A 15367-nucleotide genomic window follows, 5' to 3' on the forward strand; every position below is an offset into this window, starting at 1 on the left:
AGAAATAATGAAAAAAATAAAATTAATATACTTATTTGCAGCAATCGGGTTTTTCTCAATGACGAGTTGTGAAGATGTTTTAGATACAGATTCTTTAGGTTCATACCCTAATGATTTAATTTTTAGTGATCCGGCACAGTTAGAAAAGGTAGTGTATTCTGCTTATAATAGTACTGAAAGTTGGGGTTTAAATAAATCTATTTGGTGGGCGAGAAGGTTTAATGTTGAAGTGGGGTCTTTTGAAGCTAAATTTAATTTTAATGATTTAGATAGACTTAGAATTAGAGGAAATGGATGGACTGCTCTAAATCCAGGAGATTTTAATAATAAATGGAGAGACTATTTTTTGTTTATCAATGAAATTAATCAATTTTTAGACAATGTAGATGAAAGTGAAGCAATGAAAACAGATGCAGATCAGGTAAATATTTTAAAAGCTGAAATGCAATTTTTAAGAGCGAATCTTTATGCGAAGATGATTAAGATGTTTGGTAGCTTACCTATTTTTGATACGGCTTTTGGCTTAGGTTCAGAATTTAATCTGCCAAGAAATTCTTATGAAGAATGTGTTGCTTTTATTGTTAAGGAATTAGATGAAGCAGCAGCTGTTTTACCTGTAACAAGACCGGCGTCAGAATTTGGTAGAGCTACAAAATTAGCAGCATTAGCAGTAAAGTCTCGTACTTTATTATTTGCAGCTAGTAAGTTACACGATCCTGCTACATTGCCTAACGGTCCGTTTTACGACTATGCAAAAGCAACAAAATGGCAGGATGCAGCCGATGCAGCCAAAGCTGTAATTGACTTAGTTGGTGGTAGAGATTTAATTGCGACTCCAGATGCAGAAGCGTATCAAAAATTGTTTTTATCTGCAAACCAAGACATTCTTTTTGCTAGACCTTACGGAGAAACTTTATATGATTTTGGTTTAGATGTAAACTCATTACCAGATCAAACACAATCGCCAAGTGGTTATGGAGGATGGGGTTTATCGTCTCCAACACACAATTTTGCTTTAGAGTTTAATATGGCAGATGGTTCTACTACAAGTGGTGTTTCTTTTGATGCTGCAGATCCAAATGCAAATAGAGAAATGAGATATTATGCAGACTTAAATTATCAAGGAGCTACGTTTAGAGGTAGAACTGTAGATTATTCATTGTCAGATTCTATAGGGGTTGCACCTAATAGAGTACCAGCCTTTCCTCATGGATTGGATTCTTCAGAAGGATTAGGGAATGTCCGTCATTCTTCAAAAACGGGATACAATATTAGGAAATTTCAAGATGAGAGTCTTGTGACAACAACAGATGTATCTGCAGGTCGTCCTTATATATTATACCGTTTGGCAGAAGTGTACTTAAATTATGCAGAAGCACAAGCAGAATTAAACAATGATTCAGAAGCGAAAATTTACTTAAACAAAGTTTCTACACGAGCATTACAGCCTGAAATTACAGTAACGGGAGATGCACTAAAGGAAGCTATCAAAAGAGAAAGACGTATAGAACTAGCTTTTGAAGGTCATAATTTTTGGGATGAAAGAAGATGGATGAATCCTGATAATTTAGGTTTCGATATTAAAGGATTAAAATGGAAAAAGGAGGTTAGTGGAGTTTTAACGCATACAGAATATAGTGTTGTTACTAGACCTTGGTTTGATAAGCAATATTATTTACCAATTCCTAATCAAGAAATACAAAAAGCACCTGCATTGCTTCAAAATGACGGGTATTAAAACTTATTTTAGTGTAAGCTAGAATAATTTGAATTTGATTTGAGAAAATGCTGAAGATAACTCTTCAGCATTTTTATTATAAACAATTTTTTTATAAATAGAAACCCGTAAGGTAAAATAGGGTTAAGAGTTGGTAAATTTAATTAACAGCTTCTTTCTAAATTATACTTACTTTGTTTGCTAGCAATATTACTGTTTATAGTATCTTACTATTCAGGGAATAATTAACTAAACGAATTAACTAATATGAGCAATTTTAAAAAAAATGCCTTTTTATATTCTACAATTGTAGCCTTAGGAGGTTTTGTATTTGGACTTGATGCGGCCCTAATATCAGGAGCCTTTAAATTTATCACAGCAGAGTTTAATTTAAATGAATGGCAAGTAGGGTCTTTAGGTTTTGGACCTGGAATTGGAGTTTTAATTGCATTGCCATTAGCAGCTTGGTCTAGTAATAAATACGGACGAAAAGCGACCTTAAAAGTTATTGCAGCAATGTATTTAATATCTGCTTTAGGTTCTGCATTTGCACCTACTTTTATTACGTTGTTTTTAGCTCGTTTATTAGGTGGTTTGGCATTTAGCTCAATTACTTTAGCAGCAATGTATATTGGCGAAATTGCTCCAGCAGAAGGAAGAGGTAAGCTCGTTTCTATGACACAGATTAACATAGTTGTAGGTTTAACAGCTGCTTATTTTATTAACTATTGGTTACTGCAAGCAACTACTTCAGATGCAGAATGGGTTACAACTTTAGGACTTAAAGAATATACTTGGAGATGGATGTTAGGAATAGAGATTTTACCAGCTTTAATATGGTTTGGATTATTGTATATGGTTCCAAGAAGTCCTGCGTGGTTAATTTACCAAGGTAAAGAAGATGAAGCGAAACGTACTTTGTCTAAGGTAATTCCTGAAATTGAAATAGACGCTCACATTACAGAAATGAAAGTAAGTGTGGCAGAAAGTAATCAAGATAGATCTGTTGGATCTCAAATGAAGGAGATTTTTAGTGAAAAAATGACTATTGTTACCATTATAGCTTTTACAATGGCAATTGTACAGCAATCTACAGGTATTAATGCTGTTTTAACGTATGCGCCAACAGTAATGGAGCAATTAGGTTTAGGGGAACAAGCAGCTTTTCAACAAGCAATTTGGATTGGATTGGTAAGTATTGTTTTTACTGTTTTGTCATTGGTTTTAATTGATAAATTAGGAAGACGTCCAATGATGATTTGGGGCTTGGTTTGGGTAATTTTAAGTTTAGGTATTTGTGCGTATGGTTTTGGTTCGGCAAAATATGAGGTTACAAACAAAGCTATTTCAGAAATGGCTCATATTCCTAATATTAATAAGTTATCATCTCTAGTTGGGGAAACATATCCTACAGATATCGCGTTTAAAGAAGCCGTAAAAAGTGTAATGGGAGACGTTTCTGCAAGAGATAATTCTAGTGAGTTTTTACAGAAATCTGCAGTGTTAAATGCTACTTTAATTTTATTAGGTATTTTAAGTTTTATTGCAGCTTTCCATTTTTCTGTTGGTCCAATTATGTGGGTGTTACTTTCAGAGATTTTTCCAATATCAGTAAGAGGAATTGCAATTCCGTTTTTTGCACTTTTATCTAGTACAATTAGTGCCTTAACACAATTTTTATTTCCATGGCAACTTGCTAATATGGGAGCCAGTACCATCTTCATGTTTTACGGAGCAATCGTTTTTGTCGGGTTATTAGTATTGTATAAATTCTTACCTGAAACAAAAGGGTTAACGATTGAAGAAATTCAAGCGAAGCTTCAAAGGAAATAATAAAAAAGTAGGTTAACTAAAAACAAAATTATACATGAAATATCAAAAAATATATTTATCAGCTTTTCTTTTAGGGACATTCACTTTTCTAAGTGTTGGATGTGAATCACCTAAAAAATCAACAGAAACAAAAGAAACTACAGTTGTAACTCAAAGATTTTTACCTTTTTCTGATCAAGAAAATAAAGGCGGATGGATTTTAAACGAAGAAATAAGTGATGAATTTGAAGGCACTGAAATTGATACTACAAAGTGGTTTGTAGAAGGACAAAATGGCGATTATTATATTTGGAAAGGTAGAGCTCCGTCTCAATACGCACCACATAACGTAGTTGTAGAAAACGGGAATTTAATCTTAAAAACACAATGGGAACCAGATTATAACTTTGCTAAAGAAACTTATGCTGATGGCGCAAATAAAGATACGTATGGAATTCACGAAGGAAAACCTTTACCAGTTACAACAGCAGCAATTGTTAGTAAAAAGAGATTTTTAAATGGGTATATGGAAATAAAATCGAAAGCGCCACATGCAGCAATGACAGCGGCATTTTGGGCTATTGGTTTTGAGCAAGAATTAGATATGTACGAGCAATTGGCAGTACCAAAAATAGCTAAAGAAGGTTCTATAGATAAGCATATGAATAGAACTGCAATTCATGATTGGAGTCCACCGTCTACCAGACCAACAAAAGCTTTTGGTTTTGATGAAAAACTAAATTATGTAACATCAGAAGGGTTTCATGTATATGGCGTAGAATGGGGAGAAGATTATTTGAATATTTATAGAGATGGTAAATTTATTCATGGGTTTACTCAAGATGAATTAGGTACAGATTGGGTATTGAATAATCCGATGGAAATTTGGGTAGATTCAGAAATTTTTAAATGGTTGGGTGTTCCTCATAAAGAAGAATTACCAGCAACTTTTGAAGCTGAATATGTAAGAGTTTGGCAAAAAGAATCAGATAATTTATTGGCAAAAGACAGAGCTTTTTATGGTTTTGAAGGTCCTATTTTATTTGAAGAAAATCCAAAGCCATTAAAGATGGTTCCAGAAGATGCAACTGCAAATGAATATCAAAATTTTTGGCTTTTTAGTGAAGGGGCAGAAAGATATTTAAAAATTACAGAAGGACATTATGCAAGTGGTGTAGAAGCATTACAGTTTTTTGGATATGGTAAAAATGATTCATTGAATGTAGAAAAAGTAATAGCAAAAACACCAGAAGGTTCTTTAAAACTTCCTGTAGGAGATTATAATTTATCAATGAAGGTTTGGTTAGATCAAGGTAGAATTACAGATTCTATCCATGTTACTTTAATGAATCCAAAAATGGAACTAACTTTTTCTGGTTTAAAAAAACTAGAGAGAAAACAATGGGTTACGGTAGAAAAGAAAGTTTCAAGACAAGCAGCATCCGCAGTTAATGATGGAATGATTATAGAAATTAGAAAAGAAGATTTACCTGCAACAAAAGCAGCTAAATTATACATAGACGATATTGAAATTAAAAAAGCTAATTAAGAATCTATATTTTTAGATTCAACGAATTCAATTTAAGATGAAAAAAAGTATTCTATTTATTTGTATGGCAATGGCAATGGCTAGTTGTGCTCAAAAAAAGCCAAACATTATTTTCTTGTTTTCTGATGATGCAGGGTATGCCGATTTTGGTTTTCAAGGAAGTGACGTAATGATAACACCTAATTTAGATAAGCTTTCTAAAGAAGGCGTAAAGTTTACGCAGGGTTATGTAACAGATGCTACTTGTGGACCTTCTAGAGCAGGATTAATTACAGGGAAATATCAACAAAAATTTGGGTATGGAGAAATAAATGTCCCTGGTTATATGAGTGAAAACTCAAAGTTTTTAGGAGATGATATGGGATTGCCTTTAGACCAAAAAACAATCGCAGATTATTTAAAAGAATTAGGATATACAAGTGCTGCCTACGGAAAATGGCATTTAGGTAATGCAGATCGTTTTCATCCTTTAAAAAGAGGATTTGATGAGTTTTATGGTTTTAGAGGTGGTGCAAGAAGTTTTTTTCCAATCAAAAATTTTAAAGGCATTCATCATGACAATAAAATGGAAAGAAATTTTGGTCATTTTGAAGAACCAAAAGGATATGCTACAGATGTTTTTGCCGACGAAGCAATTTCTTTTATCGAAAGAAATAAAGACAAACCATTTTTTATCTATTTAGCCTTTAACGCAGTGCACACGCCTATGGAAGCTACTCCAGAAGATATGGCAAAGTTTCCTAATTTAAAAGGAAAGCGTCAACAAGTGGCAGCAATGACATTGGCATTAGATCGTGCTTCAGGTAAGGTTTTAGATAAGTTAAAAGAACTAGGTTTAGATGATAATACAATTATTGTTTTTTCTAATGATAATGGAGGCCCAACAGATAAAAATGCCTCTTTAAACCTGCCTTTAAGTGGAACAAAATCGAATCATTTAGAAGGAGGATTAAGAGTTCCTTTTTTAATAAAATGGCCTAAAAAATTAAAATCAAATCAGGTGTATAATTACCCAGTAAGTACGTTTGATTTATTACCAACATTTTATGCTGCTGGAGGTGGTGATGTTGCAGATTTAGATGCGGTAGATGGTGTAGATTTAATGCCTTTTATTAGTGGATCTGACAGTGCAAGACCACACGAAGATTTATTTTGGAAAAAAGAAACGCGTGCTGTTTATAGACATAATGATTGGAAATTAATCCGTTTTGCAGATAGACCAGCAGAATTATATGATGTTTCTAAAGATTTAACAGAGCAAAGAGATTTAGCTTCAGCAGAACCAGAACGTTTAAAAAGCATGTTTAAAAAGTTATTTGAATGGGAATTGACCCTAGAGCGTCCGATGTGGATGTTAAAACAAACTTTTGAAAAATATGACATTGATAGAATGGATCGTTATAGAACTCCGGAGTTGGTAAAAGAGGAAATGAAAAAATATAATAAAAACTAAATACAAAAATATAATAGAATGATACAATTTAAGAAGTATACATTTATCGCTTTATTCGGTTTGTTAGTGCTTGCAAATGTTAGTTGTGCGCAAAATAAATCAGCAGTAAAAGTTAAAACAGAAATAACCTCTCCAATGCCATTTTCTGACCAACAAAATGAAGGAGGTTGGGTTTTAAATGAAGCGTTAAGCGATGAGTTTAAAGGAACAGAAATAGATACGGTAAAGTGGTTTGTAGAAGGTTTAAATGATAAATATTATATTTGGAAAGGACGAGCTCCTTCTCAATTTGTTGCTAAAAACGTTATTGTAGAAAATGATAAATTGAAGTTAAGAACTGCTTGGGAACCAGATTATCCATTTATTAAAGAAAGCTACGCAGATGGTAACATGGGGTCATCTCAATATGGTATTTATAAAGATGGAACACCAATGCCAGTTACTACAGCAGGTGTTTTAACCAATAAACGTTTTTTATACGGTTATATGGAGGTGAAATCTAAGGTTGGTAACGCAGCTATTACAGGTGCATTTTGGGCAATTGGACATGAGCAAGAATTGGATATTTATGAGTTAATGGGAAATCCTAAAAACAAAAAAGGAAATATTAGAGAAGATTCTTATTTAGCAACAGCGCATGATTGGAGTCCACCAGCTCAACGTCCTACTAAGATTTTTAATCACGAATTGGATTTAGGTTTCCGCACAGCGGATGATTTTCATGTGTACGGAGCAGAATGGGGTGAAGATTATTTAAAATTATTTATTGATGGAAAAATGATTCGTCATTTTACACAAGATGAATTAGGAACTTCTTTTGTTTTAAACAACCCAATGGAAATTTGGTTAGATTCAGAGATTTTCTTTTGGTTAGGCTTGCCTCATAAAGAAGAATTACCAGTAGATTTCGAAATAGAATACATGAGAGTTTGGCAAAAACCATCTGATAATTTATTAGCGGAAGACGCAGCTTTTTATGGTTTTGAAGGACCAATTTTGTTTGAAGAAAACGGAAGACCTTTAACTTTATTACCAGAAAGTTCTGTCCCAGATGAGTATCAGAAATTTTGGACAATAGATGGTGGTTCAGAAAAATATTTATCAATTGCTTATGGCGATTATTACAAAGGTGTAAATAGTTTAGAGTTTGCAGGATTTAGTAAAACTGAAAGTTTAGAAGTGAAAAAAGCAGTTGCTATGGCTCCTGAAGGTTCATTGGAATTAGAAGCTGGTGAGTTTACAATTTCGGCAAAAGTTTGGTTAGATCAAGGTGTTATTGCAGATAAAATTCACTTGGTTTTACAAGATCCAGAATTAGAAGTAACTTTTGGAGATCTTAGAAAACTTCCAAGACGTGAATGGATTACGGTAGAAAGCACTATTTCTAGAACAGTTGCATCCGGAGAAAAAGATGCCATTGCTATTGAAATTAGAAAAGAAGATTTGCCGAAGACAAGAGCTGCAAAACTTTTGATAGACAATATTGTTATCAAGAAAAAATAATTAAAAATCAACAGTAAGAAAACTTACTTCAAAAAATATATTACATGAGTACTACTTCAAACCTTCATAAAAACGCTATTACAAACACTTCAGAAAGTCCGTTTGTAAAGTTAAAGAGCATCAATTTTGGTGACTGTAAATGGAATGCTGGCTTTTGGTCAGACAAAGTAAAAACGGCAGAAAATAAGATGTTACCTTACATGGGAGATCTTTTATGTGGAGATATTGGTCATGGATTAAATAACTTTAAAATCGCAGCAGGTTTAAAAGAAGGAGAGCATAAAGGTTTTTACTGGCATGATGGAGATTTCTTTAAATTCATGGAAGCTAAAATGTATATCTATGCGCAAACTAAAGATGAATCTTTATTAAAGGAATTAGATGAATATATCGATATTATTGGGCAAGCTCAAGAAGAAGATGGGTATATACATACGCATGTTCAAATAACAGAAGGTGTAGATCGTTTTGAAAATAGAAAGTACCATGAAATGTACAATTTCGGACATTTATTTATTGCGGGTTCTGTTCATTTTAGATTAACAGGTCAACGTAATTTCTTGGATATCGCGGTTAAAATGGCAGATTTATTACATGCTTATTTTATGCCAGACACTAAGCATTATCAACGTTTTGGATTCAATCAAACTCAAATTATGGGCTTGGTAGAATTGTACAGAACTACTAGAGATAAAAGGTATTTAAAATTAGCAGAGAAGTTTATCAACCGAAGAGGAACTTACGAAATAGAGCACGATTCTACTACAGTTGGTTACCCGATTGGAGATATGGTGCAAGAAAGAACGCCTTTTAGAGAATCTGAAGAAGCGGTTGGTCATGCTGTTTTAGCTTTGTATTATTATGCAGGAGCAGCAGATGTGTATGCCGAAACTGGTGAAAAAGCTTTATTGACTTCTTTAGATAAATTATGGGAAAATGTTACAGGCAAAAAAATGTATGTAACCGGAGCTGTTGGGCAAGCGCATTATGGTGCATCAACGAGTTTAGATATGATTGAAGAAGGTTTCATAGATGCGTATATGATGCCAAATATGACAGCATATAACGAAACGTGCGCAAACTTATGTAACGCCATGTTTAGTCATAGAATGATGGGGATTAATGGCGAATCTAGATATGCTGATATTATAGAATTAGTATTATATAACTCTGGTTTATCAGGAATTAGTATTGAAGGGAAAGATTATTTCTATTCAAACCCTTTAAGAATGGTCAACAATTCTAGAAATTACGATTCGCATGACGACGTAACTGAAAGTCCTGTAAGACAACCTTATTTAGAGTGTTTCTGTTGTCCTCCAAACTTGGTAAGAACAATTTGTAAAACATCTGGATGGGCATATAATTTATCAGAAAATGGTGTTTCTGTTGTTTTATTCGGTGGAAATAATTTAGACACAAAAATGTTAGATGGTTCTGCATTAAAATTATCTCAAGATACAGAGTATCCTTGGAAAGGTTTGGTAAAAATAACTGTTGATGAATGTAAAAGTGAAGCTTTTGATATTCAAGTTAGAATACCAAAATGGGCAGTTGGTAGTACTTTAAAAGTAAATGGAGAAGATGCAGGAGTTGAAATTAACCCAGGGAATTTTGCAAACATCAATAGAACTTGGAAAGCAGGTGATGTGATTGTTTTAGACATGCCAATGGAACCAACTTTTATTGAAGGACATAATAGAATTGAAGAAGTTAGAAATCAATTAGCAGTAAAAAGAGGTCCAATTGTATATACCATTGAAACCCCAGATTTACCAGAAGGAGCAGCTATTTTAGATGTGTATTTAAAAGGAGACGCTCCTTTAAATGCTGTACATAAACCAGAATTTTTAGGAGGAGTTACGGTAATAGAAACAGAACTTTTACTAAGAGAAGGTAAATCGGATGACATGTATCAAACTGTTACAAAACCGGTCTTTAAGTCTTTTAAAACGCAATTAGTGCCTTATTACGCTTGGAGTAATAGAGGGCAAGCAGAAATGACCGTGTTTATGCCGGTTGTTTGGAATAATTAAATAACACAAGGGGCTTAAGTCCCTTATTAATAAATTTTTTATTGATAAAACAGCTTATTCAATTCAGGAAACTGAAAAGAGTAAGCTGTTTCTTTTTTTGTAATAAACTATGGTAAAATAGGAATATGATAAGGTACAATAAAGGAACTATTTCTACATTTTATTTCGGTTCTTGAAGCCAGAAAATAAAATATAATTAGATTTAAACATCACACGAAATATACAATTATGAATAGAAGAAAATTCAACATTAAAAACTTATTGATACTTGGTGCAATTGCCTCTTTTATTGGCGTAAATTCTTCAAATGCACAAAACGGTTCTTTTAAAGAAGTTTCTAAAGAATTTCCGAGGCAAGAAAAGAATTTAAGAAAATGGGATTCTCCAGTGGTGGCCGATTTAGACAAAGATGGATATCCAGATTTGTTGATAAATGACCATGGTTATGCAATTCAAGTACAATGGAATAATAAAGGGAAGTTTGCAAAACCTTTTGATATTATTATGGGAGATTTACACGGAGTTTCTGTGGGCGATTTTGATAATGATGGAAACTTAGAAATTATTATGTCACGTGGTGGAGGTTCTGGTAGTAATGCTAGAAACTCTAAAATGTACAAAGTAAATGGAAGAGAGTTTATTCCGATGACAGATTTTGAAGTGCCCTTAGCATTAATGCGTGGAAGAACTGTAAAATTTGTTGATTTAGATAATGATGGCGATTTAGATTTGTTAAATTTTGCGTTTCCTGATGGCGCTAAAAAAGGAGCAAGTGAAAATTATGTATATGAAAACAATGGTGCTGGAGAATTAATTTTACATTCAACTTTGCCAGCAAGTAAAGTAAACGGACAAAAAACTTTGATTACAGATATTAATAATGATAACATTATTGATATTATTTTATATGGTGATAAAAATGTGATCGTATATCAAGGAAATGGAGATTTAACTTTTACAGATGTTACAAAAAAAGTATTGCCTTATGATATTGATGAAGTAACTGCAGTTGCAGAAATAGATTACGATAATGATGGTGATATGGATTTGTTTTTCACCAGAGGATTAGAGTTTACTAAAGGAGAAACATTCTATAATAAAGAAACGCAAGACTTAGGTTTTTTCTCTAAAAGAGGAGAATTAGAAATAGATGATTTTGTTTCAGGTGAAGTTTTAAAATTGGAAAACTTTCAATCTCAATGGCCAAATAATGATACCTATTATATTGGAGAAGCATCTTACGATTATGTTTTTGATGGAGAAACACATTCTGGAAAAGATATTAATTTGGTAATGAGTGATGCTTTAGGTTTCCCTGATAATGCAGATTTTAGTGCTAAAAAAGGATGGTATATTGGATATGTTGGAAACCAGAAATGGAGAATTGCAGGATATCTTTGGGCACCAGCAACAGGCGTTGTTCATAATGTAAAAAACTATACAGAATCTAAACATCCAGCAGGATTAAATGATATTTTATTAGAAAACAAAGGGTCTAAGTTTGTAGATGTTACTAAAAAAGCAAACGTATTTTTAGAAGAACACACCATGGCTGTTACCGTTGCAGATTATGATAACAATGGTTTCGATGATCTTTTGGTTATTAGAAGAGGGAAGTTGGTCTATGAAAACCAATCGATCTTGTATTTAAACAATGGTAAATCTGGGTTTAAGGCTAAAGAAGGTCATAATATTATTACCAAAGATTTAGGTGGAATAGGAATGACAGTAGAAAGTATTGACTACAATAAAGACGGAAGTGTAGATGTTGTAATTGGTGATGAAAGAGCGAAATGGCATTTGTTTAAAAACGAAATGGCAGATGGAAACAAGTCATTAACTGTGGAAGTGAAAAATTCTAAAAAAGGAAATATTTCTCCATTAGGTGCTTTGGTAACTATTTCTTCTTGCGGAAATAATCAAATACAAAGAGTAGGTACTTCGGCTTCTCAATATTCTTTAAACCACAACACTTTTGTCCATTTTGGATTAGGGGATTGTAGTAAATCTGTGAAAGTAAAAGTGACCTATTCTAATGGTGAGGTTTTAGAACAAACAGTAAAAGCAAGCAGCAAGGAGATTGTTATAGGGAAAAAGTAATTTTCTTATTACGATCTAAAAAGTTAAAATAAATAAGAATTCGTTAAATATCATTTTAAAATTAAAGTATTATGAAACAAATTTCAAATCAACTAAAACTATTGTTTTTCGGAACATTTATAACCATAATGGGATGTACAGCGCAAGAAGAGCGTCCAAATATTTTATTCGTCTTGTGTGATGATCTTGGGTATAATGATGTTGGTTTTAATGGATCTACAGATATTATTACACCAGAATTAGATAAGTTAGCCAAAGACGGAACCATATTTACTTCGGCGTATGTAGCGCATCCTTTTTGCGGACCAAGTAGGGCTTCTATATTAACAGGTCGTTACCCGCAACAAATGGGTACAGCTTTTAATCTTCATAGCAATTCTAGTATGAATGATGCCGACAATATGGGGATTCCTACACAAGAAACCTATATGTCTAAAGTATTACAAGATGCGGGTTATTATACAAGTGCTTTGGGGAAATGGCATTTAGGAAGTGCTCCAAAATTTCATCCGAATGAAAGAGGTTTCGATAATTTTTATGGTTTTCTTGGTGGAGGGCATAATTATTTTCCTGCAAAATATCAGAAAGATTATCAGAAACAAGTAAAAGCAGGAAATAAGGAAATTCGCGATTATATTCTTCCTTTAGAGCATAACGGTAAAGAAGTTAAAGAAACCGAATATGTTACAGATGCATTGTCTAGAGAAGCAATTAAAGATATTAAATTAGCTTCTACTAAAAAAGAGCCTTTCTTTATCTATTTAGCGTACAATGCACCACATGTTCCTTTAGAGGCGAAAGAGGAAGATTTAAAGGTTTTTAGTAGTATTAAAGACAAGGATAGAAGAACGTACGCTGCAATGGTATATGCGGTAGATAGAGGTGTTGGAAAAATTGTAAAAGCGTTAAAAGAAACCAATCAATATGATAATACGTTAATTGTATTTTTGAGTGATAATGGTGGTAATTTTGATCACGGAGCTAATAACTATCCATTGAAAGGTAGTAAAGGAGATGCTTGGGAAGGCGGTTATAGAGTACCAATGTTTTTTCATTATCCGAATAAAATAGCGAAAGGTCAGCAATTTGATTTTCCTGTTTCTTCTTTAGATTTATATCCTACGTTTGCCAAATTAGCGAATGCTAAAATTCCGAATGACAAAAAAATAGCAGGTAAAGACATTATGGAATCGGTGATAAATAAAACAGATGCGCATAAAGAAGATATGATTTACTGTTTAAGATATCGTCATGGTTTTAGTGATGTGGGAGCAAGATTAGGAGATTGGAAAATTACACGTATGGGTAATGAACCTTGGAGATTGACAAATATTACAGAAGATATTCATGAAAAGAAAAATATGGCAGGTAGATATCCAGAACGTCTTAAAAAAATGGTCGCAGAAACTCAAAAATGGACAGAAGGTTTTGCGCAACCTTTATGGTATTATTCTGCAAAAGATGAAGAATTATGGAAAGATGGTAGAATGCCACAATACAACGAAACTTTTGAGGTAGATATGTTAACGGATCTTCCTACTAAAAAATAGACTAAATAAATACGAGATTGTATTTATATAGAAGTAATGAAACTGGTGAGATTTTGATGTCTTTCCAGTTTCATTTTTTTACGCAATCTGTGTCTTGCAACGTGCACGCTACCTAAAGAAATTCCTAAAAGGTGTGCCATTTCTTTGCCTGAAAAGTTAAGTTTTATCAGTGCACAAAGCTTTCTGTCTGCTCTACTTAAATCGGGTACTTTTTCTTGTAAACGATCATAAAAACCCTTGTTAAGTTGATTAAATCTTCTATTAAAAGAATCCCATAAACTGGTAGAGCTTCTTTCGATCGTTTTTAAAATTATTTTTGATTTGTTTCCCGGATTTGCTTCTTTAATAAAATCGCTTAACTGTTTTATTACTTGTTCTTTTTCTATTAATTGAAGCGTGTTTGTGGTGAGTTCCTTATTCTTAACGTCTAATAATTCTTTAGAGTTTTGCTGCTTTTTTTCAAACTTTAAATTTTTAATTCTTTGTCTAAAAATTAAGGTTAAAATAATTACTAAAAATAGGATGATAAACAGCGTAATTCTAAAATTAAGAAGGGCTTCTTTCTCCTTAGCCAATTCTAAGTTTTTAATATTTAATTGCTCTCTTTTTTTTATAAGTTCTTCTTTGTAATAGTTTTTAATGGTTAAAAAACCTTTGTTTTTTTCGTTTCTAGGGTTTAGTAAAGCGTTGCTGATATCATTAGATTTTTTTTCATATTCATAGGCTAGTGAAAATAAATTTAGTTCTTTTAAAACTTCCGCATAGCGTGAGTATAAAAACGATTTATAGAAGGTTGTTTCTCCTAAATCTCCCTTTATTTTAGCGAATTTTTCAAAATAAAATTTGGCTTTATTAAGGTCTTTCTTTTTATGATAGATGATTGCTATTCTGCCATAAATAATTAGCAAAAACTTCCTGTCCTTGTTTTTTAATCCAGAATTTGGTGCACTGTTTTCTAATTGCTGTGCTGCATTTTTTAGTAGTTTTAACGCTTCATCTGGAGCATTATTCCACTCACTAATGCTTGCTTTTTTTTCGTCAAGAAAAATAGAATAGATAGGAGGTAGTTTCGTTTTTTTTGAAAGAACAATACAACTATCAATATAAGATTGTAGGTTTTCTTTGTCTGTAATACGTTGATAATGTAAAACTAAATTATAATATGATTTGTAAATTTCTGATACGTCAATTTTGTGATGCTTATATAGTTTTCTATATAGTTCATGGGCTTTAATGAAATAGCTTTCAGATTCTTCGTTTTGTTTATATAAATAGGTTAAAACACCTAATTCTTCATTGGCTTTTGCTATTAAAAGTTGGTTCTTATATTCTTCGGATATAAAAAGGGCTTCACCAGCAAAACTAAACGCTTCTAGGTAATTTAATTTAAATCTATTAAACCTACTTTGAGTAATAAGGGTGTTAATTAACAAAGTGCTGTCTTTTTTTATGAGCGCTTGTTTTTTTGTTTTAGTTAAAAAAATAGAAATAGAATCAAAAGGCATATTTAAAGGAATTATATGCTCTTTAAAATGAGTTTTTAATTGCTGTCCTTGTAAACACTGTAAAACACTAATGTTAAGTATAATTATAAGGTAAAAATTTTTTTGTAAGTTATTTAATGTTTTCATATACAGTATTATATGG

9 protein-coding genes are annotated in these 15367 nt (G+C 32.5%); 8 read left to right on the forward strand and 1 reads right to left on the reverse strand.

What is annotated here, in order from left to right; genetic code table 11:
- Positions 1–7: 7 nt before the first annotated feature.
- From WHD08_RS16915 to WHD08_RS16950, 8 genes are all read left to right on the forward strand, one after another.
- Positions 8–1738: a RagB/SusD family nutrient uptake outer membrane protein gene (locus WHD08_RS16915; protein ID WP_165732667.1), complete on the forward strand. Its 1731-nt coding sequence runs from the start codon at positions 8–10 to the stop codon at positions 1736–1738.
- A 246-nt stretch (positions 1739–1984) separates the two neighbouring features.
- Positions 1985–3550 (forward strand): MFS transporter, encoded by a 1566-nt coding sequence (locus WHD08_RS16920; protein ID WP_208889956.1) that lies wholly within the window; start codon positions 1985–1987, stop codon positions 3548–3550.
- Positions 3551–3584: 34 nt separating this feature from the next.
- Complete coding sequence (locus WHD08_RS16925; protein WP_208889955.1) at positions 3585–5078, forward strand: family 16 glycosylhydrolase; 1494 nt, start codon at positions 3585–3587, stop codon at positions 5076–5078.
- A 37-nt stretch (positions 5079–5115) separates the two neighbouring features.
- On the forward strand, positions 5116–6531 hold the full coding sequence (locus WHD08_RS16930; RefSeq protein WP_208889954.1) for a sulfatase-like hydrolase/transferase: 1416 nt from the start codon (positions 5116–5118) through the stop codon (positions 6529–6531).
- A gap of 18 nt (positions 6532–6549) precedes the next feature.
- Positions 6550–8034, forward strand: coding sequence for a family 16 glycosylhydrolase (locus tag WHD08_RS16935; RefSeq protein WP_208889953.1), 1485 nt, complete (start codon positions 6550–6552; stop codon positions 8032–8034).
- 44 nt (positions 8035–8078) lie between these two features.
- Entirely contained in the window at positions 8079–10070 is a 1992-nt protein-coding gene (locus WHD08_RS16940) for a glycoside hydrolase family 127 protein (RefSeq protein ID WP_208889952.1), read from the forward strand.
- Between the two features lie 228 nt (positions 10071–10298).
- Positions 10299–12170: a CRTAC1 family protein gene (locus WHD08_RS16945; protein ID WP_208889951.1), complete on the forward strand. Its 1872-nt coding sequence runs from the start codon at positions 10299–10301 to the stop codon at positions 12168–12170.
- Between the two features lie 71 nt (positions 12171–12241).
- On the forward strand, positions 12242–13720 hold the full coding sequence (locus WHD08_RS16950; RefSeq protein WP_208889950.1) for a sulfatase-like hydrolase/transferase: 1479 nt from the start codon (positions 12242–12244) through the stop codon (positions 13718–13720).
- A gap of 23 nt (positions 13721–13743) precedes the next feature.
- Here the strand turns inward: WHD08_RS16950 and WHD08_RS16955 are convergent, their stop codons facing one another.
- Positions 13744–15351: a helix-turn-helix transcriptional regulator gene (locus WHD08_RS16955; RefSeq protein WP_208889949.1), complete on the reverse strand. Its 1608-nt coding sequence runs from the start codon at positions 15349–15351 to the stop codon at positions 13744–13746.
- Positions 15352–15367: the final 16 nt, after the last annotated feature.

Origin of the sequence: Polaribacter sejongensis, assembly GCF_038024065.1 — a bacterium.
GTDB classification, from domain to species: Bacteria; Bacteroidota; Bacteroidia; order Flavobacteriales; family Flavobacteriaceae; genus Polaribacter; species Polaribacter sejongensis.

Excerpts from the sequence above, each read along its gene's own strand:
- WHD08_RS16940 (WP_208889952.1), top strand. The coding sequence starts at position 8,079 with ATGAGTACTACTTCAAACCTTCATAAAAACGCTATTACAAACACTTCA.
- WHD08_RS16945 (WP_208889951.1), top strand. The coding sequence starts at position 10,299 with ATGAATAGAAGAAAATTCAACATTAAAAACTTATTGATACTTGGTGCA.
- WHD08_RS16920 (WP_208889956.1), top strand. The coding sequence starts at position 1,985 with ATGAGCAATTTTAAAAAAAATGCCTTTTTATATTCTACAATTGTAGCC.
- WHD08_RS16950 (WP_208889950.1), top strand. The coding sequence starts at position 12,242 with ATGAAACAAATTTCAAATCAACTAAAACTATTGTTTTTCGGAACATTT.
- WHD08_RS16935 (WP_208889953.1), top strand. The coding sequence starts at position 6,550 with ATGATACAATTTAAGAAGTATACATTTATCGCTTTATTCGGTTTGTTA.
- WHD08_RS16955 (WP_208889949.1), bottom strand. The coding sequence starts at position 15,351 with ATGAAAACATTAAATAACTTACAAAAAAATTTTTACCTTATAATTATA.
- WHD08_RS16930 (WP_208889954.1), top strand. The coding sequence starts at position 5,116 with ATGAAAAAAAGTATTCTATTTATTTGTATGGCAATGGCAATGGCTAGT.
- WHD08_RS16925 (WP_208889955.1), top strand. The coding sequence starts at position 3,585 with ATGAAATATCAAAAAATATATTTATCAGCTTTTCTTTTAGGGACATTC.
- WHD08_RS16915 (WP_165732667.1), top strand. The coding sequence starts at position 8 with ATGAAAAAAATAAAATTAATATACTTATTTGCAGCAATCGGGTTTTTC.